Source organism: Pseudomonas sp. MWU12-2345 (assembly GCF_023242385.1).
Taxonomy (GTDB): Bacteria; Pseudomonadota; Gammaproteobacteria; order Pseudomonadales; family Pseudomonadaceae; genus Aquipseudomonas; species Aquipseudomonas gingeri_D.
The window spans coordinates 464030-487430 of record NZ_JALLJA010000001.1; the positions used below are offsets into that span (position 1 = coordinate 464030).

Genomic DNA, 23401 nt, shown 5'->3' on the forward strand with positions numbered 1-23401 from the left:
CCGTGAAGCCTGACTAAAAAAACATGTCCCTACCCAAGCATCACCTGGAATTGCTCAGCCCCGCCCGCGACGTAGCTATCGCCCGCGAGGCCATCCTGCATGGCGCTGATGCCGTGTATATCGGCGGCCCGAGCTTCGGCGCGCGCCACAACGCCTGCAACGAAGTGAGCGATATCGCCGGATTGGTGGAGTTCGCCCGTCGTTACCACGCCCGGGTGTTCACCACGATCAACACGATCCTGCACGACAACGAACTGGAACCGGCCCGCAAGCTGATCCATCAGCTCTACGATGCCGGCGTCGATGCCTTGATCGTCCAGGACCTGGGCGTTATGGAGCTGGATATTCCGCCCATCGAGCTGCATGCCAGCACCCAGACCGATATCCGCACCCTGGCACGGGCGAAGTTCCTCGACCAGGCCGGCTTCTCGCAGCTGGTACTGGCCCGCGAGCTGAACCTGCAAGAGATCCGCGCCATCGCCGACGAGACCGATGCCGCAGTCGAGTTCTTCATTCACGGCGCGTTGTGCGTGGCGTTCTCCGGTCAATGCAATATCTCCCACGCGCAGAATGGCCGTAGCGCCAACCGTGGCGATTGCTCCCAGGCCTGTCGCCTGCCCTACACCCTGAAAGATGACCAGGGTCGTGTGGTCGCCTTTGAGAAGCACCTGCTGTCGATGAAGGACAACAACCAGAGCGCCAATATTCGCGCCCTGGTCGAAGCCGGCGTGCGCTCGTTCAAGATCGAGGGGCGCTACAAGGACATGGGCTATGTGAAGAACATCACCGCCTACTACCGCCAGCGCCTGGACGACGTCCTCGAAGACCGCCCGGACCTGGCCCGTGCTTCCAGTGGTCGTACCGCGCATTTCTTCTTGCCCGATCCGGAGAAAACCTTCCATCGTGGCAGCACCGACTACTTTGTCAGTGATCGCAAGATCGACATTGGTGCCTTCGACACCCCAACCTTCACCGGCCTGCCGGTGGGCGTGGTGGAGAAAGTCGGCAAGCGCGATATGCAGGTGGTGACCCATGAGCCGCTGTCCAACGGCGACGGCCTCAATGTGCAGGTCAAGCGCGAGGTAGTGGGCTTCCGCGCCAACATCGCCGAACCCAAGGGCGAATTCGAAGAAGATGGCGAGAAGCGCTATCGCTACCGCGTCGAGCCCAACGAGATGCCGGCCGGGCTGCACAACCTGCGGCCGAACCATCCGCTGAGCCGTAACCTGGACCACAACTGGCAGCAAGCCCTGCTCAAGACCTCCGCCGAACGCCGGATCGGCCTTTCGTGGGTGGCTCGTCTGCGCGAAGAACGCCTGGAACTGACCGCCACCAGCGAAGAAGGCGTCAGCGCCTGCGTTGCCCTGGACGGTCCGTTCGGTCTGGCCAACAAACCGGAACAGGCCCTGGAACAACTGCAGGACCTGCTCGGTCAACTGGGCACCACCCAGTACCACGCCACGGATATCAAGCTGGATGCGCCACAGGCGTATTTCATCCCTAATTCGCAGCTCAAGACCTTGCGCCGTGAAGTGATCGAAGCGCTGACCGTGGCCCGTGTGGCCGCGCACCCACGGGGCAGCCGCAAGGCCGAGACCACGCCGCCACCGGTGTACCCGGATTCGCATCTGTCGTTCCTGGCCAACGTCTACAACCAGAAGGCCCGCGACTTCTATCACCGTCACGGCGTCAAGCTGATCGACGCAGCCTTCGAGGCGCACGAGGAGACCGGTGAGGTGCCGGTGATGATCACCAAGCACTGCCTGCGTTTCTCCTTCAACCTCTGCCCCAAGCAGGCCAAGGGTGTGACGGGCGTGCGCACCAAGGTCGCGCCGATGCAGCTGATCCACGGTGACGAAGTGCTGACGCTGAAGTTCGACTGCAAGCCTTGTGAGATGCACGTAGTCGGGAAGATCAAGGGCCATATCCTTGACCTGCCGCTACCAGGCAGCGGCGTGCAGCAAGTCGTTGGGCATATCAGTCCTGAAGATCTGCTCAAGACGATTCATCGGGCGCCGCACTGAGAGTATGAGGGGCTGACAAAAGGACGGGGAGCTAAAGCTCCCCGTTTTCAGGCGTCTGAGTCATGCGGTACAACATCTGTTCGAGGGCGCTCCTAAATACACCCTCATGCTCCTCTCAAACCTACGCAACACCAGGAAATGTCCGACTATCTATCCTGGCAGGTTTAGTCGAGTCTATGGACTGGATCGCTGTTGTTCACAGCACACGGCCAGGAAGGCTATGTTGATGATAGCTACAAGCCCTTGGGGCAGCCGTCAAGATGTCTCCGGTCACTTGTCAATTGCAGGAGGCATGATGAAACTATCGCTTACCTTATACGATGCACTGACAGCTGCCACCATTCCGGCAAACAAGGCCAAGGCAGTTGTAGATGCCTGGGAGGCCGATGTGGAAAATCTCGCGTCAAAATCTGACTTGCAACAAACCGAGACACACCTCAAAGCCTCCATCTCGGAGCTGGGGTCAGCCATCAGGGAGCAAGGCGTCGAATTGCGCGCACTGATCAAGGAACAGGGCGCCGAACTGCGCTCTTCCATTTCGGGGCTGGAGTCGCAGAACAAAATCCTGCGCTGGCAGTTCGGCCTGATTTTTATTTGTGTCGCGGTACCGCTGCTGAAAATGGGGCTTGAGTTACTGGCCAGGTCATCCTGACCACCTACTATACAAATATCGCTCCGGCAACGTCGGCTGTTGTGAATGCCAGTCTTTCACCGGCGGTCCAGTTGACCGACGCCCCCGCGGTATTGTTGCGAATGGCGGTCACCGCGGCCTGTTGTGCTGCCGGTGTATTGCCCCAGACCGCGAGGGTGGCAGGCTCTGCCGGCAGTGCGGATTGGTTCCGTGCTGATCGGCGTCCAGCAGCAGCCGCGAACGCTGCCAAAGCCAACTGTCTGGTAAGCCGCATGGGCATTCCTCACCCAGTGATTGACCATCATGAGCTTCCAGCGGTTTCTGTTTCCCCTGGTCAATATCATGCCCTTCGGCATGTGCCAGAGCATGGCCAACCCCATGGCGGCGTCACCCCAGGCCGCCTACCGGCAGTTGAAGGTTATTTCCGACTATCTGAAACGGGTCGAGCCCCACAGCCCGGTGCCCTACCTGATCAACCGTGCAGTGGATTAGGGGAATATGGAGCTGCCGGAACTGCCTGGCTAGTTGATCAAGGCCGACCCCGATATCCAGCGGATCTGGCGATTGCTCTGGGTCTTGCCTTGAATACGGCGTCTACCTTCAGTGCATGTCGCCGTGATCGGCCACGCTGTTCAGTGCCCGGGCGCGGGCCTTGACTTCAATGGATTCCTTGACACCCTTGGCGTTTTCCACCACCAGGGTCAGCGGCACTTCGTCGCCCTCCTTCACCTGCCCCACCAAGTCGATCAGCATCACGTGATACCCCTCGGGCTCGATGGCCACGGTCTTGCCCGCCGGCAACGGTACGAACGCCACCGGCTGCATGCTCATCACGTCATTGTCCATCTTCGACTGGTGGATCTGCACGATCTTGGCCGCCGGCGATTTCGCCTCCAGCAGCTTGGCGTTGTCACTTGAGGTGATCCGCATAAAGGCCCCGGTCGAAGGCTGACCGGGTACGGTGGCGCGGACCCAGGCGTCATCCACGCGGGTTTGTGCAAAGGCCGGGCCACTCAGCAACGCGAGCAGGGACAACATCAGGACGTTCAAGGGTTTCATGGCCGCAACCTTATAAATTCGAGTATTCATCAGCAGACTTCCATCACCGTGAGCAAGTCTTCGGCGCACTGTTTGGCCGACAGCGATGGCGACAGTCCCAGGCGCAGTACGCCCCGCGTGTCATAGACAAAACTGGTCGCCGAATGGGACAGCGTGTAGGTCGAACCGCTGGGGATCTTTTCGTAGAACACCTTGAATTCCTTGGCGGTGGCCGCGGTTTCTTCCAGGGTGCCGTAGAGCGCGACAAAGCTCGGGTCGAAGGCCTTTACATAGGCATCGAGGACCTTGGGCGTATCGCGTTCCGGGTCCAGGGTGATGAAGATCACCTGCAATCGATCGCCGTCCACGCCCATCAGCTTCTTGGCCTGTACCGCCCTGGCCAGCGCGGTCGGGCAGACGGCCGGGCACTGGGTGAAGCCGAAAAACACCATCGGCATCATGCCGCGGTAACTGGACAGCGTTTTGACGTTGCCCGCGGTGTCCTTCAGCTTGAAGGTCCGCCCGAGGATCTCGTCGCTCAGGTCCTTGCCGTATTTGTACGACAAGCGGTTGGAGCTGTCGCAGCCGGTCAGCGCGCCGAGGCCGAGCAGGCCAAGGCCGGCAACGACCTGGCGGCGAGTCAGCAATTCATTCATGTTCTGTAGTCCTTCGTATGGAGCGATGTCGCGGCCTGGCGTTGCCGGATAAATGCACATTGACGCACATCAGGGCGTCGGGTTTATCGGCAGCAGATCGTTTCGACAATGATCGGTGCGGCGGATCAGACGCTGGCCTGAGGCGGTGCACGAGAACGGGCCCCCGGAAAAACCGGGGCCGAGGCTTGCTCGGGGATGAAGTGGTTGTGGGCAAAGCTGATCGGGACCAGTGCCAGGCGAGGTGCCAGGGCATGGGAGTCGCTCAGGGCCGGGTGTTGGAACAGCAGCGAGCAATAACCGCACTTTTCCCAGAGCATCGTCCCGTGATGATCCACCGGGACGGAGTCTTGCTGCGCCACCGGGTTCAGGCCGGGCACGGCGCCGCAGATATCCTCGATCGCCGGACCGGCACCGTGGGCCAGGCTCAGCCCCTGCCCGATCAGCGGGCCGGCGAAGACCAGCAGCATGGCCAGCAAGCTGAGCCAGGCACCGGTGCGGCGGCGGCCGGACGGTCGAAGGGACGGGATGGGTTTCATGGGCGCAGAATGTAACACCGTCGCTGTGGCCGGTGGTGCGACAAAATGGCACATCGGGCGCCGCACCACGGGTTCAACGCTTACGCCAGCTTGACGTTCATGGTGATCCGCGCCGTGAATACCTGCACACCCTCCTCGTCACGAATGTCCACCACGACGATCTTGTCTCCCGCCGTCGACCAGTCGACCGCACTGCCATCGGCCACGGCACGTACGTCGGTCTTGGCCTTGGCCAAGTACTCCACGCTCATGCCCTTGGGAATCCAGCGCGCACCCTCGGGAATCGACACATCGGTCATCACCCCGGCTGCCAGCTCGGCGGCGTTGCACAGGGCAATGGCGTGGACAGTACCCAGGTGATTGGTGATTTCCCGACGAAACGGCACCAGCACCTGCGAATGCCCGGCGCGTAGCTCGCTGATCAACGGATTGATGGTGCTGAAGTACGGGGCGATCTGGCAGGCCATCTGACTGAATTTTTCCGGACCTGCACTGGTGAACATACTCAGGAACTGGCTCATCGGGTGTACCTCGGTGGGTGTCTTGTTCGATTAACAGAATAATATTCTGTATAAGAACAATATTCTGTTAATGGAAAATCTGTCAAGCTCAGGCTTCTGTTTCATAAGATTGCTGCCTTGCCACCGGACTTCAGGTTGTTGCTTCCATGGAAAACCTCGATCTTCTCGAACGCTGTTACCCGGGCCGTCGGGCCGAACTGAAACGCGCGATCCTGGCGCAGGCCCTGTCCAGCTTTAACGAGCACGGGATCGAAGCCACGACCATCGAAACCATCCGCGCCGAATGCGACACCAGCGTGGGAGCGATCTATCACCACTTCGGCAACAAGGAGGGGCTGGTGGCGGCGCTGTTTTTCGCCGCACTGGAAGACCAGGCCGGTTTGCGTGAGCGTTATCTCTCGGCTGCCGAGACATTGCAGGACGGTGTGCAGGCGTTGGTGTACAGCTATGTCGATTGGGTCGACGCGCAACCGCAATGGGCACGATTCCAGTTCCAGGCGCGTTTTGTCGTGGCCCAGGGGCCCCATGCCACGGAGCTGGCCACCCGTAACAAGGCGCGTAACCGACAGTTGCGCGAATGGCTGGGCGAGCCGGCCCATGCCGACGGCCTCAAGAATGTTCCGGCCGAGCTGTTGCTGTCGTTGATTGTCGGGCAGGCGGAGAACTATTGCCGGGCCTGGTTATCCGGGCGGGTCCAGAGTCGCCCCGTGACTTTCCGGAACGAGTTGGCCGAAGCGGCCTGGCGCTCGCTGCAGATCTAGTCTTTCAAAGACTGATGCAGAACCTTTGGGAGCGGAGCTTGCCCACGAAGCTTTAAGCGACCTCACGGTCGTCTTCGCGGGCAAGCTCCGCTCCCACAAAGTGGCGGAAGGCAGCCGGAGTCGAACCTGCCCGGGAACGGATGCCGTCCCCAACCGGGTTTGAAGCCCGGCCGCGCCACCGGGCGCGATTGCCTTCCTTGAAATCTGTACGCCTGGACGAGGCCTTGGGCACGCTGCAAACCTGTAGGAGCCTGGCTTGCCAGCGAAGCTTTTAGCGCTCTCAAGGGCCTCTTCGCTGGCAAGCCAGGTTCCTACAGGTTTTGCGGCGCACTCCGGGCCAGTGCGTTGTCAGCACGAATAAAGCGCAAGTTGCCGACACGCCGGGTCAGGCCGATCCGATCGAAAAACTCCAATATCTGAATACAGCGTTTACGCCCCAGGCCCAGCCGATCACGAAAGGCGATCACCTGTACCGTCGGATTATCCGCCGCCAATTGCACCAGCATAGCCGCCAATTGCCGGACCGCCGCCTCCGTGTAAAAACGATCGTGCACCACCTGGTACACCTGCCCCAGCCTCGCCAGCTTGCGCAGCAGCAAGCGTACGGCGTTTTCATCCTGCCCGGTCGACAGTGCCAGGGTGCGTACCCACGGAGGATCGATTGCGCCCTGATCCAGCAGCGGTTGCAGCTGTTGCCGCAAGTTCTCGTCGTCTGCGCTCAGGCGGACCTGATGGTCGGGCAAATGCAACCAGGGGCCGCTTGCTGCAATCGCTGCGTCGTCGAGCAGCGAGTCCAGCAGGCTGATAAATGCCGGTCGTTCCAGCGCCAAGGCAGCGAAACGCCGCAGGCGATCGCGGTCCGGCCCCAGTTGATCGGGCTCCAGGCTGTGAAAACGTGCCAGTTGCGCGAGCAAGGCGTCCTTCTGGGCTTGCCAACCTGTGCTGCTGAACAACAACGAGCCTTGGCGCGTGGCGATCACACTGATATCGGCGGGCAGCGTCCAGCTGTTGCGCGGACGATTGAACTGACGCTCCAGGCGTTGCGGATCAAGACCCCCGGTGCTGCCGGCAAGTAATGTCGGCAATACCGTCTCCAGGCTTTGGGCCTGCGCCAAGGCCTGCAACTGCGCCAGGCGCTCGGGGCTGCGGCGCTGACGGGTTGGCGCAAAGGGATCCAGCACCCGGCCACCACCGAGGGTCCGTTGTGCGCTTTGATCACGCAACACCAGACGGTCACCGTGCACGGCCTGCAAGGGTGCATGGGTCAGCAACTGGGCAAAGGCTCGGCCTCCCGGCGCCAACTGCGTGGTATCCAGCAAAGCTACCCGGCCCAGTACATCCTGGGTGCCCAAGTGAATATGCACCGAACTGAAGTGTTCGAACCGGCGGGTTTCACTGGCGAGCAGTCGCAGTTCGATATCCAGCCGCTGGGTCGGGGCATGCAGCCACTCGGACAGCAGCCAGTGACCGCGATGAATCTGCTCGAGCGCCAGGCGCTCGGCACTCAAGTTCAAAGCGACCCGCTGCCCGGCGAACGCCTTGCTTGCCGCCTGATTCTGCGCGTGCAGACCACGGACCCGCACCGCTTTGCCGGTAGGTCCAAGGGCCAGGACATCACCGGCTCCAACGTGACCGGACAAAGCCGTGCCGGTGACCACGATACCGCTGCCCGGTACATTGAAGGCGCGGTCGATCGCCAGGCGAAAGCCGCCCTCATCACTGCGTCGCCGGACCTCGCCCTGGGCTTCGAGCAATGCCTGACGCAAGATCTCGATACCCTCACCGGTGACACTGGAAACCTCGATAAACGGTGCCCGGGCATAAGGGCCGGACGCCAGCAATGCCTGGATCTCGGTGCGCACCTGGGCCCTGCGCGCAAGGTCCACCCGGTCGCACTTGCTGATCGCCACCAACGCCCGGGGAATGCCCAGCAGCTCGACAATCGCCAGGTGCTCGCGGGTCTGGGGCATCACCCCGTCATCGGCGGCCACCACCAGCAACACCAGATCGATCCCCTGGGCGCCGGCCAGCATGTTATGGATAAATCGCTCATGGCCGGGCACATCGATAAAACCGGTCAGCGCGCAGCCGGGCGCCAGCGAGGCATAGAGGTAACCCAGATCGATGGTGATGCCGCGCTCGCGCTCCTCGCGGCGCTTGTCGCCGGCCTGACCGGTCAGCGCCTGGAGCAGGCTCGTCTTGCCATGGTCGATATGCCCCGCCGTGCCGACGATCACCTCGTCCGACTCCCCTGCGGCCCGCTTTTTGTAGGAGCAAGCTTGCTCGCGATGAACGATGACGCGGTCCCGAGGTTCAACCCCGCAAGCTGCGCCACCCAGACCGCCTCGTCATCCAACTGACGCAGATCCAGCCACAAGGCATCATCATCGATGCGCCCCAACACCGGAATCGGCAACCCCCGCAACGCGGCCTCCAGCCCATGTAAAGTGCGCCCGCGCAGGCGCTTCGAGGTATTGGCCCGCAGGCACAAGGCCGCGCTGGGCAGCCGCGCCACCGGTTGGCTACCGCTGCCGATCATGCCCAGCGCCGGCATCGCCGAGACGTTCCAGCCCTCCCCCAAGACGCCGGCCAACAACGGGCGCAGACGCTCGGCCTGGGCAAGGATCTCCGCCTGGGGTCGGGTCAGCAGGCGCAAGCTGGGCAAACGCTCAGCCAATCGGTCCGGGTTACGATACAACCCCAGCACCGCCTCCAGCGCGGCGAGGGTCAGCTTGTCGACCCGCAACGCCCGTTTCAGCGGGTTCTTCTTGATCTTCGCGATCAACTCCTTGCGCCCGACAATCAACCCGGCCTGGGGTCCACCGAGCAATTTGTCGCCGCTGAAGGTGACAATATCGGCGCCGTCTTCCAGCGCCTGGCGCACCGTGGGTTCGGCGGGCAGGCCCCAGCGTGTGAGGTCAAGCAGGCTACCGCTGCCCAGGTCTTCCAGCAACGGCAAGCCATGGCGATGGGCAATCTCTGCCAACCGGGCGGTGGGCACCTGGGCAGTAAAGCCCTGGATGTTGTAGTTGCTGGCGTGCACCCGCATCAACAGGCCGCTACGTGGGCCGATGGCGGTTTCGTAGTCTCGGGCATGGGTGCGATTGGTGGTGCCCACCTCATGCAGGCGGACACCGGCGCGGGCCATGATATCGGGGATGCGAAAGGCCCCGCCGATCTCGATCAACTCGCCCCGGGAGATGATGCCTTCCTTGCGTTGCCCGAGGCTGTTGAGGGCCAGCAGCACGGCGGCGGCATTGTTATTGACCACGGTGACGGCTTCGGCGCCGGTCAGTTCGCGAATCAGGCCTTCGATCAGGTCGTCACGATCGCCACGCTTGCCGCTGCGCAGGTCGAATTCGAGATTGAGCGGGTAACGGGCGGCGATTTGCATGGCGTCTATGGCTTCTTCGGGCAGCAGCGCCCGGCCGAGGTTGGTGTGCAGCACCGTGCCGGTCAGGTTGAACACCCGTTGCACACGGCTGCGGTGCTGGTTGAACAAGCGTTCACCGGCTCGGCCCGCCAGAACGGGCGGGGTCAGTTCGTTGGCCGTGAGCTGGCCCGAACGGACCGGTTCGCGCAGTTCATCGAGCAACTGCCGCAAGGTTGTCAGCAAGGCATCCCGACCATAGCGCTCGGCCAGGGGCTGGCAAGCAGGGTCGCGCAGCAGGCTATCGATGGAAGGCAGACGTGGCGGGACAGCGGCAAGGCTCGAGGACATCAGCGGTTTCCTGAAGACGCGATGCGGAAACCTGAGTGTAGACGCCTCGCTCGTTCCTTGAGGGAGGGGCACGACGCCATCGCCTAATCGCCCCCTGGCGCCAGCAACAGATTCGGTGCCTGGCGCAGATACCCTTCCTGATCGAGACGAATATCCAGCGCCAGGCTGGTGATATCAGCTGACAGCGCCTCGGCCTCGGCATCTTCTTCCAGATAGAGCAGCTTGAGATAGCTGTTACAGCCCGGGCAGATTTCCGCCCGTAACGGCGCATGACCGGCACCATGGCCGTCATCCCCCAGGCTCAGGTACTTGAGCCCCTTGCTCTGTTCGCAGTAGATGCATTTGACCCGTACCACATGCCACTCGCAGGCGCACAGTGAACACACCAGGTAACGCAGGCCATTGAACTTGCCCCGGTGGCGGATCACCCCGGCCATGGCCGGCGAACCGCAGGCCGGGCATTGGCTCAGGCTGTCGCCGGGTTTCAAGGCCAGGTTCGGCACGCTCAGCAGCCAATAGCTCCAGGCCGCCTGCAAGGCCGCACCAAGAAATGGCACCAGTGCTGCCGGCAACCCGGCATATTGACCTCCCAACAAGGCCAGCGCCCACACTTTGCGTTGTCCGGCCCGGCTATCCTGCAAGGTGCTGATGGCCTGCCGTACGGCTGGAGCTGTGGTCACATAACCCGACAGCAACGCATCCAGCCAAGGCAGCCAAAGATCCTCGCGCACCAGACTGTCAGCAGCCAACGGTGGCAGACCGTGCTCCAGGCACAACCGCTGGCGCTCAGGATCGGGAAGCGCGGTGCTTGGCGGTTGATCCAGCAGTTGCTGCTGCACCCGACAAAGCCCGGCCACCAGTCCGATATATTCGGCCAGCGGATGCCCGACCGCCAACTGCTCCAGCCGCGCTGCGCGCAGGGCGAACAGCGTTGGCGGCGGCAGATGCAGAAACGGCGGCGAACTGGCCGAAGCCTCGATCTGTCCAGGTTCCAATATCGTGCTCAAGCGCTTATCCCTTTTTCCGTGGCTCGGCGGTCGAGGCTTCGTTCCGGGTCACCTCGCGATACCACAACTCATGGTGTTTGCGTGCCCAGGCACGGCTGACCCAGCCATGCAGCATGGCCCCGACCGAGCCCTTGATCCAGATACCGGCATAAATATGCACGATGATGCTCAACACCAGTACGAACGCCGCCAGGGCATGGAGCAACACCGCCAGGCGAATGCTGCCGATGCCGAAGTACTGGCTGAAATACGCCCGCCAGATCACCACGCCGCTGAACAGCAAGACCAGCATGCAGGCCAGCAGCGTCCAGAACAGCAGTTTCTGCCCGGGGTTGTACTTGCCGATCGGCGGTACGCCCTCCTCCTCGTTACGGATCACCCGATCAACCCGTTTGAGCCACAAGCGGTCGTTGGCGATAAAGAAGTTGGCCCGCCAGAAGCGGATCACCAATCCGAGGAACAGCACGAACATCAGCAGGCCCATGAACGGATGCAGGATACGGGTCCAGGGACCGCCGCCGAACAGTTGGCTGAGCCAGAACAACGACGGGTGAAACAGCGCCAGCCCGGACAGGCCGGCCATAAAGAACAGGATCGCCACCAACCAGTGATTGGTGCGCTGGTTGGCGGTATAACGCAGGATCGGCTTGTCGCTCATGGCCGTGGCTCCTCACCGGTTTTCGGATCAAAGACATGCACGCTCGGATCGACCTGATGGACGCTGCTGTCCGGGGGCGCCGGATGCTCGTCCTCCTCCACCCGTTGCGGGCCGATGCGCACGTAGTGGAAAAAGCCCGCCAGCACCGCGGCGCCCATCGCCAGCAGGCCCAGGGGCTTGCTGATGCCTTTCCACAATTCGACAAAGGGGCTGATACTCGGCTGGTTCGGCAGGCCGGCGTACAGCGACGGCTGGTCGGCGTGGTGCAGCACGTACATCACATGGGTGCCGCCGACCCCGGCCGGGTCGTACAAGCCGGCCTGGTCGAAGCCGCGGGACTTGAGGTCGACAATGCGTTCGGCGGCGTGTTCCTTCATGTCCTCCTTGCTGCCAAAGACAATCGCCCCGGTCGGGCAGGTTTTCACACAGGCCGGCTCCAGTCCCACCGCCACCCGGTCCGAACACAGCGTGCACTTGTAGGCCTTGTGGTCCTTCTGCGAGATGCGCGGTATGTCGAAGGGGCAACCGGTGATGCAGTAACCGCAACCGATGCAATGGTCCTGGTTGAAATCGACGATGCCATTGGCGTGCTTGATGATCGCCCCCGGGCTGGGGCAGGCCTTCAGGCAGCCGGGGTCGGCGCAGTGCATGCAACCGTCCTTGCGGATCAGCCACTCCAAGTTGCCGGCGGCATTTTCATGCTCGGTGAAGCGCATCAGGGTCCAGCTTTCGGCACTCAGGTCCTGGGGGTTGTCGTAGGTGCCATGGTTATGGCCGACCTCGTCGCGCAGCTCGTTCCATTCCGAACACGCCACCTGGCAGGCCTTGCAGCCGATGCACTTGGTGGTGTCGATCAGTTTGGCGACTTCTTCCTGCTGGCGCACAGAGGGCGGCAAGGTGGTGGTCGCCGAACGGGCAATGATGTCTTGGCTGGCCATCAGATTTTCTCCACGTTGACCAGGAATGACTTGGATTCCGGGGTCTGTGAATTACCATCGCCGAGGAACGGCACCAGGGTGTTGGTCAGGTAGCCATGCCGCGCCACCCCGGTGAATCCCCAGTGCAACGGGATGCCGATGTGGTGCACGACCTGGTTGTTGACCTGCAGCGGCCGAATCCGTTTGGTCACCACCGCCACCGCCTCGATATGCCCGCGCTTGGAGCTGACCCGCACCCGGTCGCCGGCGGCGATGCCCTTCTCCTTGGCCAGGAGCTCGCCGATCTCGACGAACTGCTCGGGCTGGGCAATGGCGTTGAGCTTGCAGTGCTTGCTCCAGAAGTGGAAATGTTCGGTCAGCCGGTAAGTGGTCGCGGCATAGGGGAAATCCTTCGCCACGCCCAGACTGTCCCAGACCGAATCGAAGATCCGGGCCGCCGGGTTGCTGGTGACCTTCTTGTTGTCCGGGTGCAGCGGGTTGATGCCGATGGGGGTTTCGAACGGCTCGTAATGTTCCGGGAACGGCCCTTCGGCCATCTTGTCCACGGCAAAGAACCGCGCCACGCCCTCGGGGTTCATGATGAACGGGTTCATCCCGGCTTCCGGCGGTACATCGGGTTTGTAGTCGGGCACGTCAGTGCCGCCCCAGGCCTTGCCGTTCCACCACACCAGGCGTTTTTCCGGCGACCAGGGCTTGCCCTGGGTGTCGGCGGATGCACGGTTGTAGAGAATGCGCCGGTTCATCGGCCAGGCCCAGGCCCAACCCAGGTGCTGTTTCATGCCATAGGGATCGCTGTTGTCGCGCCGGGCCATCTGGTTGCCCTGCTCGGTCCAGCTGCCGCAGAAGATCCAGCAGCCCGAAGCGGTGCTGCCGTCGTCCTTGAGCTGGGCGAATCCGGCCAGTTGCTGGCCGGTCTTCATGGCAGTCCCCGTGGCATCGGTGAAGTCCGCGCTGGCGTAACCGTTGATTTCCCGCGCCAGTTCCTCCGGTGACGGTTCATCAGCGATCTTGTACGGCCAGCTGAGCTTGAGGATCGGCTCGGGGAAAGCGCCGCCATCGGCCTGATAACGTTTGCGCAGACGCAGGAACAGTTCGCTCATGATCTTCACGTCGGTGCGGGTTTCCCCAGGCCCCTCGGCGCCTTTCCAGTGCCATTGCAGCCAGCGGCTGCTATTGGTCAGCGAGCCATCCTCCTCGGCGAAGCAGGTGGTCGGAAAGCGAATGACCTCGGTCTGGATACTGCTGGTGTCGACATCGTTGTAAGGTCCGGCGTTGCGCCAGAACTCCGAGGTTTCAGTGGACAGCGGATCCATCACCACCAGCCACTTGAGTTTGCCCAGCGCCGCGGTCACCCGGTTCTTGTCGGGCAGCGCGGCAATCGGGTTGAAGCCCTGGCAGATATAGCCGTTGACCAGCCCCTGGCCCATCCGGTCGAACATGCGCAGGATGTCGTAGCCGGGGTTGTCGAGCTTGGGCAGCCAGTCGTAGCCCCAGTGGTTTTCGGCGGTGGCATTGGCGCCATACCAGGCTTTCATCAGGCTGACATGGAACTTGCCGTAGTTCTGCCAGTAGGACAACTGGCCGGGACGCAAGGGTTTGAGGGCGCGCTTGGAGATATAGGTGTCGTAGTCCTGCTCGGCATCGGAGGCCAGGGTCAGGTAGCCGGGCAGCGAATTGGACAACAGCCCGAGGTCCGTCAGCCCCTGGATATTGGAGTGACCGCGCAAGGCATTGACCCCGCCGCCGGGCATGCCGACGTTACCCAGCAACAGCTGGACCATGGCCGCACTGCGGATGATCTGCGAGCCGATGGAGTGCTGGGTCCAACCCAGGGCATAGAGAATCGTCATGGTCTTGCCCGGTTGCGAGCAGGTGGCGATTTCGTCCCAGATCTTGCGCATGGCGTCCTGGGGCATGCCGCAGGTCTGGCTCGCCAGTTCCAGGCTGTAGCGGCTGTAGTGCTGTTTCATCAGTTGGTAGACGCAGCGCTCGTGTTGCAGGCTCGGGTCGATCTTGGCGAAACCGTCCTCGCCCAGCTCATACCCCCAGGAGGACTTGTCGGTATAGGTGCGGCTGGCCGCGTCGTAGCCGCTGAACAGCCCGTCCTCGAAGCCGAAGCCGGCTTTGACGATAAACGATACGTCGGTGTAGTTGCGCACATATTCGTGCTGGATCTTGTCCTCGGTCAGCAGGAAATTGATCAGCCCGCCCATAAAGGCGATATCGCTGCCGGTACGGATCGGCGCGTAATAGTCGGCCACCGAGGCGGTCCGGGTAAAACGCGGGTCGACCACGATCAGGCGTGCCTGGTTGTGGGCCTTGGCTTCGGTCACCCATTTGAAGCCGCACGGATGCGCTTCAGCGGCATTGCCACCCATTACCAGGATCAGATTCGCGTTGGCGATATCGGTCCAGGTGTTGGTCATGGCGCCACGGCCGTACGTCGGGGCAAGACTTGCCACCGTCGGGCCGTGTCAGACACGTGCCTGGTTGTCGAACCCCAGCATGCCGAGACTGCGAATGACCTTGTGGGTCAGGTAACCGGCTTCGTTGGACGCCGCCGAAGCGGCGAGAAATCCGGTGGTCAGCCAGCGGTTGACCGTCTGCCCCTGGGCGTTCTTCTCGATGAAGTTGGCGTCGCGGTCGGCCTTGATCAGGTCGCTGACGCGGTCCAGCGCCTCATCCCAGGAAACCCGGGTCCATTCCTGGCTGCCCGGCTTGCGTACCTGCGGGTACTTGAGGCGATCAGGGCTGTGGATGAAGTCCAGCAGGCCGGCGCCTTTGGGGCACAGGGTGCCGCGATTGACCGGATGGTCGGCATCGCCCTCGATATGGATGATGTCCTGGACCACGTTCTTCGCGGTATCACCCTGGCTGTACATGATCAGCCCGCAACCGACCGAGCAATACGGGCAGGTGTTGCGGGTTTCATGGGTATGGGTGAGTTTGAAGTGGCGCACTTGCTCGGCGAAGGCAGGCGTCGGGGCCATGCCCAACGCGGCCAGACTCGAGCCTCCAAGGCCGATGGCGGCGACCTTGAAGAACTGACGACGGTTGAGATCCATCGCGTACTCCCGATCAGGTGAAGGTCCCGGTCAGGTGCCGGGCTCTTTGAAACGATCACGGTGGCGGCACAATTGCCGTCAGTTTCACTCTAGCCATGATTGGCGATTGTGCGACGTGACCTGATCATCGGTATCTGCTCAAACATGGGCGCGCCAATACACGAGGGATCAATCCGCTATGGTTTGCCGGCCACCTTGGCCGTGACCGGCACGCCCTGCTGGCGAATCGAGCGTTGGGTCTGCAGCACGCGCTCCAGCGCCTGCTCGGCTTTGTGGTCCTGCATCGGCGCATGGATGGCCGCCGAGACCAGGCTGATCAGCTTGGCCATGACTTCGGCATCCGTGGCCGGGCGCCCCAGGCTCATGGCCTGCATCAGGAAACGCAGCTCGGTCCCGGCAATCACCCCGGAAATCGCCTTGAGGGCGAATTGCAGGCGCACCCCGACTTCATTGCGCGGCATATCCGGCAGCGCCAGGGCGAAGGCCTTGAAGAAACGCTCGAAAACCGGCTGGTAATGCTCCTTGAGGTACTCCTGGATAAAGGGTGAGGTGTCGCTGTAGACCCGCCCCAGGAAACGAATGAAGGAGCGGCTTTCATCACCATCGCCGCTGCGTTCCAGGCCCATGGCCGGGGCGAACAGAACCCCCAGCAGGGTCTCGCAGTCCAGCGGGCCGTCCGCCTGTTCCTCGCATTTGGCCAACAGTTCCAGGCGCTGCTCGTTGAGCGGCCCGAGGCGCTGCATGAGCAAGGCGGTCATCAGGGAATCCTTGTCCCCGAAGTGATAGTTCACCGCGGCCAGGTTGACCTGGGCGCGCTCCGTGATCTGGCGCAATAACACGGCGTCGTAGCCGTATTTGATAAACAGTGCCTCCGTGGCATCCAGTAGTCGGGTCTTGGTGACATTCGGGGCACTGAGTTTCTTTGCGACCATATGTGAGGAGCCTTTGCGGGGTGAAAATTTGACCGGATGAACAGTGTTTTAAAAATAAATTTGATTTTTTATACCCGTGAAAGCCTTTGAAAGCAAGCCTCTACGCCGGGTACCGTGTCTTATCGGGTGTTTGAAAACCATTCTATTTGGGTTCAAAAAGACACAGTTGGAGGCAACTGTGTCCAGGCTGTCCCTCGTGAGCAAGGCTAGTGCCTGCACTCGTCGCGGCCGGCTTGACCGACCAATAAAATGTATCCAGTTGTCACAAAGCCCTGCCTGAAATGTCTTGGCCTTCCTTGAACCCGGCGGCTGGCGTCGCCCCAAGATCACGGTTACTATTCAAACAATTATTTGAAACAATAAAATAAACCTTGTGCTTGTCCCTGCCCCGAGAACCGCCTGAGCGTCCCACAAAGCGCCCGGGACGGAGGCTCCTGCCGGGTCAAGCCGGCCGGCGCGATCAGCGATGACAGACACGATTGCTCACGAAGGCTTCATCTCCCTGCAAGGCATCGCCAAGCGTTATCGCCTCGCCGAGCAAACCCTCACCATTCTCGACAATGTCTCGCTGTCCATCGAGGCCGGTGAAAGCTGTGCCATTCTCGGCGCTTCCGGTTCGGGCAAAAGCACCCTGCTCAATATCCTCGGGTTGCTCGACCTGCCCGACAGCGGCCACTATCGTTTTGCCGGCCATGACATCTTCCGCTCCAGCCCCGACCAGTTGGCGGCGATCCGCAACCGGCAGATCGGCTTCGTCTTCCAGAGTTTCAACCTGCTGGCGCGCCTCAGCGCCCTGGACAATGTCGCCCTGCCCCTGAGTTATCGCGGTGTCCCCCGCGGCGAGTCGCTGATCCGGGCCATGGCCATGCTCGAACAGGTCGGCCTGGAGGCGCGCGCGCACCATCGCCCCGCCGACCTCTCCGGCGGCCAGCGCCAACGGGTGGCGATTGCCCGGGCGCTGGTGGGGGAACCTTCGGTGATCCTCGCCGACGAACCCACCGGCAACCTCGACAGCAGCACCGCCCGGGAAATCATGGACCTGTTGCTGGAGCTCAATCGCGTCCGCCAGGTCACGCTGATCATCGTCACCCACGACCCGCAGATCGCCCAACGCCTGGGGCGGCAGATCCGGGTGCACAACGGCGTGATACGCGAGGCCTGCCCGGCATGAGCGTGCAGGTCGAACAAAGTGCCAGCCAGTTGCTCCACGAGGCCTTTGTCAGCCTGAGGACCTTGGGTAAACGCTCGCTCCTGGCCTTGCTGGGGATTGTCATCGGCAGTTCATCGGTGATCGCCCTGATCAATATCGGCCACAACGCGGCCCAGGAAGCCTCGGCGATCTTCAAGGACATGGGCACCGATACGCTGTCGGTGCAGTTTCCCGGCAATGCCGATGTGCGCACGCCGATGCCGGCGACCCTCGATGTGTCGTCGTTGAACACGGCGTTGCCAGGCCTGCTGGAGATCGCCCCGATCACCCTGTCCAGCGCCGCGGTGGTGTTTCACGGCCGGACCAGCAACGCCAATCTGGTGGGCAGCACCGCCCAGTTGATGGGGGCCATGCGCCTGCAACTGGATGAAGGACGCTTTATCTCCGACTTCGATCACGGCGAAACCTATGTCGTGGTCGGGCACAAGATCGCCCAGGCCTTGAGCAAACCCGGCGACCCGCTGCGCCTGGGCGAACGCATCCGCATCAATGACTACCTGTTCCAGGTGATCGGCATCGCCCGCAGCCAACCGCCGGCCATCCTGATTCCGGTGCAGGCCGACGACTCGCTGTTTCTCCCCCTTGAAGGCCTGGGGCGAATCATGAGCGACCCGCAGATCAGCAATCTCGTCGTGCGGGTGGCCCCCGGCCAGGACACCAATCAAGTCGCCGATGCCCTGACCCAGGCCTTGAAACAGCGCCTCAGGGGCCGCCAGGTCGAGGTCCAGGTACCGCAACAGATGATTGACGGCATGACCCGGCAAAGCCGGACCTTCGGCTACCTGCTGATGGCCCTGGGCGGCATCTCCCTGGTCGGCGGCGGTGTCGGGGTGATGAATGTGATGCTGATGAACGTCTCCGAGCGCCGCCGGGAAATCGGTGTGCGCATGGCGCTGGGGGCGCGGCGCAAGGATATCCGTAACCTGTTTCTGCTGGAGGCGGTCAGCCTGACCGCCGTCGGTGCGTTCTGCGGTGCGCTGCTCGGCATGGCCGCGGCCTACCTGTATGCACGGATATCCGCCTGGCAATTCTCCCTGGCGGTGCTGTCGCTGCCATTGGGGGTCGGGAGTACCCTGCTGGTGGGCCTGTTTTTCGGCCTTTACCCGGCGATTTCAGCATCACGACTGCAACCGGTGGAGGCCCTGCGCGATGAATAGACCCCGGCCATGGATGGCACTGCTGCTCTGCCTGTCGGGCTGCCCGGCGCTGGCCGCCGACGCTCTGGTCGGCCAGCCGTCAGCTCCAAGCCTGCGCAACAATCAGGCCCGTGGCGTATTGTTGAGCCAGCAGAATACCGACCTGACCCTGGGGGACGCGGTGTACCTGGGTCTGCGCAACAACCGCAGCATTCGCAGCGCCTACCTGCAACGGATCGCGCAGAAGTTCGACCTGCGGGTTTCCGAAGATGTGTTCAATCCCAAGCTGTTGCTCAGTGGCACCTATCAAGCGAACCGGGGGTCCAGGGACAGCTCGCGCAATACCACCCTCTCGCCGACCACCAGCCTGCTCAGCGAGTACGGCACTCGCCTGAGCATGGCCTGGACCCAACAACTGACCAATGCCGATGTCGCCGGTCGTTATCGCAGCGACGGCCTCGACCTGGCAATTATCCAGCCCCTGCTAAGGGGGGCCGGCTGGGATGTGACCACCGCCCCACTGCGGGTGGCGCGGATCGCCGAGCAGGTCAACCGCCTGAGCCTCAAGTCCAACGTCGCGCAGACCATCAGCGACATTATCACCGCCTACCGGGAAGTGCTCAGGTCCCAGGAACAACTGACCATTACCCAGGACGCGCTCAAGCGCGCCCGTGCCCTGCTCGACGTGAACAAGGCGCTGATCGCCGCGGGGCGCATGGCCGAGTTCGAAATCGTCCAGACCGAGGCCGATATCGCCACCCAGGAATTGGGCGTCGAGGAAGCCCGCAACCAGGTGGATATCAATCGCCTGTCGTTATTGCGCCTGCTGGCCCTCGACCTGTCCACGCCGATCCGCGCCACCGAGGCGCTGGAAGCCAACCGGGTCAACATCGACAAGCAGGACGCCTTTCGCGTGGCCCAGGTCCAGCAGCCGGACTACCTGGCGTCCTTGCTCGGCAGCCAGCAGGCCGACCTGAACCTGGTGATCGCCAAGGACCAGAGCCGTTGGGATGTGTCGCTGATCGCCGGGGCCAACCAGATTCGCGATCGCACCGACAACGACCTCGGCAACGTCGGTAGCCGCCGTTGGGACAGCTACGCCGGCGTGCAGGTGCAGATCCCCATCGGCGACCTCAGTACCCGCCAGGCCGAAGTGCATGCCCGGATCGATGTCGAGAATCAGCAGATCACGCTCGCCGATGCCAAGCAGACGCTGGAGCGCAGCGTCAATGACGTGGTACGCGACCTCGGCACCCGCTGGCGGCAATACGAGATCGCCCAGCGCGCCGTCGACCTTTCCCGGCGCAAGCTGGATATCGAGCGGGAAAAGCTCAGTGCCGGGCGCTCCAGCAACTTTCAGGTCCTGAGCTATGAAGGCGACCTGCGTAACGCCGAAAACGCCCGACTCAACGCCCTGATTGCCTATTTGAACGCCCAGACCCAGTTGGATCTGACCCTGGGCATGACTCTGGAGAGCTGGGACATTGCGCTCAATGACTACTGACACAACGACCCGCCGCAAACGCTGGTTGCAAGGCGGCGCACTGGGCCTGGTGGTCGTCGTCGCCGCCACGGTGATCGGCTATCGCGCCCCGGCTGCCGATCAGCCGAAGAACGGCCAGTGGATCCCGGTGCAGACCGCGCCGCTGGTCCACCAGATCGGCCTGGTGGGCAAGATCGAGCCGCAGAAAACCATCACCCTTACCGCGCCCTTCGACGGAAATGTGCGCGCCGTGCTGGTGGAACAGGGACAGCGGGTCGAGTCCGGGCAGACACTGGTGCAGATGGACCCGGCGCTGCTGGAAATCCAGCTGCGCGACGCCTTGTCCGCCCAGCTCAAGGCACGCCGCGCCGTCCAGGAGTTGCAGGACTGGAACAACAGCCAACAGGTGGCCCGCGCCCGGCGTTCGCTCAGGGCGGTGGAAATGACCGTCGGCAACAACGAGCGCAAGCTGCGCGAAAGCCAGACCCTGCTCCAGCGCGGCATCATCGCCCGTGGCGAGCTGGACGATCTGCAGCAGCAACTGCAAACCCAGCGCCTGGATCTGGCGGCGGCCCAGGGTGATCTGCAACAGGCCCTGGACCAGGGCAAGGGCGAATATCGCCAGATCGCCGATATGGAATTGACCAATACCACGGTCAAGTACGAAGCCTTGCGCACCCTGCTTGAGGGAAAGAATGTGTTGGCACCGTTTGCCGGTATCGTCGTGCCGGCTCCGGGGGCGTCCGGCCCGCAAGGCTCGACAGCCAGCAGCGCCGGGCCGGTGCAGAACGGCAGCCGGGTCACCCAGGGGCAGGTCTTGTTCGGCCTGGCCAATATCGAGCAGCTGAAGATCGTCAGCAAGGTCTCGGAGCTGGACATCAACCAACTGCATCAAGGTCAGAGCGTCGAGATCCTGGGAGACGGTTTCGACGGTGTGCGCCTCGACGGCGCCGTCGATATTGTCAGCAGCCTGGCGCTGCCCAGCGATGCGCCCGGCGGCGGCGCACAGTTCCCGGTGACGCTCTCGGTGCCGAAACTGAGCAAGGAGCAGTTGCAACGGGTCCGGCTGGGCATGAGTGCCCGGCTGACCATCATCACCTACCGTAACGAGCAGGCGATCGTGCTACCGCCCGCGGCGCTCCAGCATGTCGATAACGGCCTGGAGGTGGAATACCGCGAGGCGGTGGGTCAGCCGGTCAAGCGCGTGGCGGTCACCACCGGCCAGGCGACACCGGAAGGCGTCGAGGTGTTCGGTTTACAACCCGGGTTTGTGCGGCTGTTGGAGTGACGCGCTGACGACGGAGGGCAATGGACAACATGGGTTAAAACGTCCCGCTCTTTCCGATGAAGCTTCCTGTTGCTCAAGGCCGTTTTACCTACAAGAAGAGCGGCTTTCTAGAAAGCTCCTACGTATATATACGTAAATATGACGGCTATTAAAATCCGCTCATAACTAGCACCCGGCTGAGCCTGCTTTAGACTAAAAAGGTCGAGCTTTTTACCCTCTGTTCTCCTTACGCAGTGCGCCCATTCTGTAGAGAACCCGTCATGTCCAATGAAGATTGCGACCCATTACCGCCCGCCGCCATCAAGGCGAACACCCGGGGCACTCTCGGGCCAGGTCCCGGCAACGGTGCTGCGCCGAACTCGGGGCCCCCTTTGAGCAAGTTGATGGCACTGCGCGATGCCTTGGTCGCACTCAAGGGACCGTTGTACGACGAGCCCGGCTTTCGGCAAGTGATTGAAAGCGTGCTGCTTAACAATGAGGTCCATGAGCGGGTATTGGGCAAGCGGGTTGGCGGCTTCAGCTCGCCCCTACCGCTGCAACGGCGCTTTGAGATCTACCCCCAGGGCCTGGGCGAAAGCCTTGACCAGCGGGCTGCGCGTCGTGTTGTGGCGCAGGATCAGATTGAAGGGAGTGCAATAGCTGACCCGCTCCGGCATCAAGGCCCGCAATAAGCCTTTGGCCACCAACGGGGCGGCATAGTGCTGCGGCAGGAAGCCAAGAAAACGCCCGGTCTGGACCAGCATCGCCACAGCCTCCACCTGGGACGCCGAGGCGGAAAAACTGTCGTAGGTGACAAAGTCGAGTTTGTCGCGATGGATGGCATAACGGTGGTTGACGAACGGGTACTCACGCAGCACTTCGACACTGGGGTCGAGCGCCTGCTCGGTTTATTCGAGGAACTGGGGGTACGCAGCAGTTGGTGCATCCCGGGCATCGTCGCCGAGGAACAGCCGGCGCATATCCGGGCGATCCGGGCCGGCGGCCATGAAATCGCCTGTGCCGGTTACAGGCATCAGAACTACGACACTCTGACCCTCGAGGAACAGAAGGCAGCGCTCGCACAAGGTTGCAAGGCCCTGGAGGCACTGACGGGAGAGCGACCCAAAGGCTTTCGGATTCCGGCCGGCAATTGGCTACCGGGTTTCACCGAGGCCCTGCATGACGAGGGTATCCTCTGGTCGTCCTCCTGGCGTGGCGACGACCTGCCCTTCGCCCATCCAACGGCACCGCAGGTTATCGAACTGCCGCTGCACTATGAGCTGGAGGACGAACCCTACTTCGCTTTCAACCTCAGCCCGGCGGTGCCACCGGCACAATCACGGATCGCTTCCTACAGCCATACCCTGGGCAACCTGCAGATGGACTTTGCCGGCTTCCGTCGCTTCGGGCTGTGCTACGTGCTGCGCCTGCACCCGGAAGTCATTGCCACGCCGGGGCGTATCGGTGTGCTGCGGGAGTTGCTCAAGGGGATCCAGCAACATGACGACGTCTGGATTGCCACGGGCGCCGAAGTAGCCCAGTGGTGGGACGACAACGGTCGCGCCATGACGGCGGACCATCCGGCGGCGGTCTATGAGCGCCACTACCGCAGGTATCTGCCGTGATGTTGCAGCGGTCTTGCGGGCCTCTTCGCGGGCAAGCCGGGACGCCGGACCGCCTGCCCCTACAGGTTCGTGTCGTACACAAAATCGGTGAACGACTACGTATTGTAGGAGCAGGGCTTGCCCGCGAAGCTTTTGGCGGTCTCGAGGCCCTGTGGTGAAAGACAGAGACGTTTCCAAAACAAGGATATAAGC

At 62.4% G+C, this 23401-nt stretch carries 18 protein-coding genes, 1 tRNA gene and 4 pseudogenes; 10 read left to right on the forward strand and 13 right to left on the reverse strand.

The window, feature by feature from the left end; genetic code table 11:
- Window positions 1-23: 23 nt before the first annotated feature.
- The 3 genes and pseudogenes from M5C71_RS02105 to M5C71_RS33720 form a co-directional block, all read left to right on the forward strand.
- Complete coding sequence (locus M5C71_RS02105) at window positions 24-2024, forward strand: U32 family peptidase (protein ID WP_248767088.1); 2001 nt, start codon at window positions 24-26, stop codon at window positions 2022-2024.
- A 295-nt stretch (window positions 2025-2319) separates the two neighbouring features.
- Window positions 2320-2676 (forward strand): DUF1640 domain-containing protein, encoded by a 357-nt coding sequence (locus M5C71_RS02110; RefSeq protein ID WP_248767089.1) that lies wholly within the window; start codon window positions 2320-2322, stop codon window positions 2674-2676.
- Window positions 2677-3042: 366 nt separating this feature from the next.
- A pseudogene (locus M5C71_RS33720) lies at window positions 3043-3180 on the forward strand (type VI secretion system protein TssA); the annotation flags it as partial.
- 75 nt (window positions 3181-3255) lie between these two features.
- Here M5C71_RS33720 and M5C71_RS02120 read toward each other — a convergent pair.
- The 4 genes from M5C71_RS02120 to M5C71_RS02135 form a co-directional block, all read right to left on the reverse strand.
- Entirely contained in the window at window positions 3256-3714 is a 459-nt protein-coding gene (locus M5C71_RS02120) for a copper chaperone PCu(A)C (protein WP_248767091.1), read from the reverse strand.
- Between the two features lie 29 nt (window positions 3715-3743).
- Window positions 3744-4349, reverse strand: a complete 606-nt coding sequence (locus tag M5C71_RS02125; protein ID WP_103494112.1) for an SCO family protein — start codon at window positions 4347-4349, stop codon at window positions 3744-3746.
- A 125-nt stretch (window positions 4350-4474) separates the two neighbouring features.
- The gene (locus M5C71_RS02130) at window positions 4475-4885 is read right to left on the reverse strand and encodes a DUF2946 domain-containing protein (RefSeq protein WP_103494111.1); all 411 of its coding nucleotides are present in this window, start codon (window positions 4883-4885) and stop codon (window positions 4475-4477) included.
- An 80-nt stretch (window positions 4886-4965) separates the two neighbouring features.
- A complete protein-coding gene (locus M5C71_RS02135; RefSeq protein ID WP_103494110.1) occupies window positions 4966-5406 on the reverse strand; it encodes a hotdog fold domain-containing protein in 441 nt (146 codons plus the stop codon).
- Window positions 5407-5552: 146 nt separating this feature from the next.
- On the opposite strand from M5C71_RS02135, the gene M5C71_RS02140 reads away from it, so the two are divergent.
- Window positions 5553-6167, forward strand: a complete 615-nt coding sequence (locus tag M5C71_RS02140; protein WP_103494109.1) for a TetR/AcrR family transcriptional regulator — start codon at window positions 5553-5555, stop codon at window positions 6165-6167.
- A 101-nt stretch (window positions 6168-6268) separates the two neighbouring features.
- Here M5C71_RS02140 and M5C71_RS02145 read toward each other — a convergent pair.
- From M5C71_RS02145 to M5C71_RS02180, 8 genes are all read right to left on the reverse strand, one after another.
- A tRNA-Sec gene (locus M5C71_RS02145) sits at window positions 6269-6364 on the reverse strand.
- Window positions 6365-6478: 114 nt separating this feature from the next.
- Window positions 6479-8404, reverse strand: a complete 1926-nt coding sequence (gene selB / locus M5C71_RS02150) for a selenocysteine-specific translation elongation factor (protein ID WP_248767092.1) — start codon at window positions 8402-8404, stop codon at window positions 6479-6481.
- Window positions 8401-9888 (reverse strand): L-seryl-tRNA(Sec) selenium transferase, encoded by a 1488-nt coding sequence (gene selA, locus M5C71_RS02155; RefSeq protein WP_248767093.1) that lies wholly within the window; start codon window positions 9886-9888, stop codon window positions 8401-8403. Before selA ends, selB begins: the two co-directional genes overlap by 4 nt.
- Window positions 9889-9971: 83 nt before the next feature.
- Entirely contained in the window at window positions 9972-10895 is a 924-nt protein-coding gene (fdhE, locus tag M5C71_RS02160; protein WP_248767094.1) for a formate dehydrogenase accessory protein FdhE, read from the reverse strand.
- A gap of 4 nt (window positions 10896-10899) precedes the next feature.
- Window positions 10900-11553 carry a formate dehydrogenase subunit gamma gene (locus M5C71_RS02165; protein ID WP_103494105.1) on the reverse strand — a complete coding sequence of 218 codons (654 nt, stop codon included), beginning with the start codon at window positions 11551-11553 and terminating at the stop codon, window positions 10900-10902.
- Entirely contained in the window at window positions 11550-12491 is a 942-nt protein-coding gene (gene fdxH, locus M5C71_RS02170; protein ID WP_103494104.1) for a formate dehydrogenase subunit beta, read from the reverse strand. The genes M5C71_RS02165 and fdxH overlap by 4 nt, the downstream gene beginning before the upstream one ends.
- A complete protein-coding gene (gene fdnG / locus M5C71_RS02175; protein WP_248767095.1) occupies window positions 12491-15556 on the reverse strand; it encodes a formate dehydrogenase-N subunit alpha in 3066 nt (1021 codons plus the stop codon). Before fdnG ends, fdxH begins: the two co-directional genes overlap by 1 nt.
- Before the next feature lie 176 nt (window positions 15557-15732).
- A complete protein-coding gene (locus tag M5C71_RS02180; protein ID WP_177098979.1) occupies window positions 15733-16488 on the reverse strand; it encodes a TetR/AcrR family transcriptional regulator in 756 nt (251 codons plus the stop codon).
- Between the two features lie 466 nt (window positions 16489-16954).
- On the opposite strand from M5C71_RS02180, the gene M5C71_RS02185 reads away from it, so the two are divergent.
- The 5 genes and pseudogenes from M5C71_RS02185 to M5C71_RS02205 form a co-directional block, all read left to right on the forward strand.
- On the forward strand, window positions 16955-17659 hold the full coding sequence (locus M5C71_RS02185; protein WP_248767096.1) for an ABC transporter ATP-binding protein: 705 nt from the start codon (window positions 16955-16957) through the stop codon (window positions 17657-17659).
- Entirely contained in the window at window positions 17656-18855 is a 1200-nt protein-coding gene (locus M5C71_RS02190; RefSeq protein WP_248767097.1) for an ABC transporter permease, read from the forward strand. The genes M5C71_RS02185 and M5C71_RS02190 overlap by 4 nt, the downstream gene beginning before the upstream one ends.
- Window positions 18848-20338 (forward strand): TolC family protein, encoded by a 1491-nt coding sequence (locus M5C71_RS02195; protein WP_248767098.1) that lies wholly within the window; start codon window positions 18848-18850, stop codon window positions 20336-20338. Before M5C71_RS02190 ends, M5C71_RS02195 begins: the two co-directional genes overlap by 8 nt.
- On the forward strand, window positions 20328-21605 hold the full coding sequence (locus M5C71_RS02200) for an HlyD family efflux transporter periplasmic adaptor subunit (RefSeq protein WP_248767099.1): 1278 nt from the start codon (window positions 20328-20330) through the stop codon (window positions 21603-21605). The genes M5C71_RS02195 and M5C71_RS02200 overlap by 11 nt, the downstream gene beginning before the upstream one ends.
- 365 nt (window positions 21606-21970) lie before the next feature.
- Window positions 21971-22108 (forward strand): annotated as a pseudogene (locus M5C71_RS02205) (type VI secretion system contractile sheath small subunit); the annotation flags it as partial.
- 24 nt (window positions 22109-22132) lie between these two features.
- Here M5C71_RS02205 and M5C71_RS02210 read toward each other — a convergent pair.
- Window positions 22133-22462 (reverse strand): annotated as a pseudogene (locus M5C71_RS02210) (LysR substrate-binding domain-containing protein); the annotation flags it as partial.
- 9 nt (window positions 22463-22471) lie between these two features.
- Between M5C71_RS02210 and M5C71_RS02215 the strand changes: the two are divergent.
- Window positions 22472-23209, forward strand: a pseudogene (locus tag M5C71_RS02215) (polysaccharide deacetylase family protein); the annotation flags it as partial.
- Between the last annotated feature and the right edge of the window lie 192 nt (window positions 23210-23401).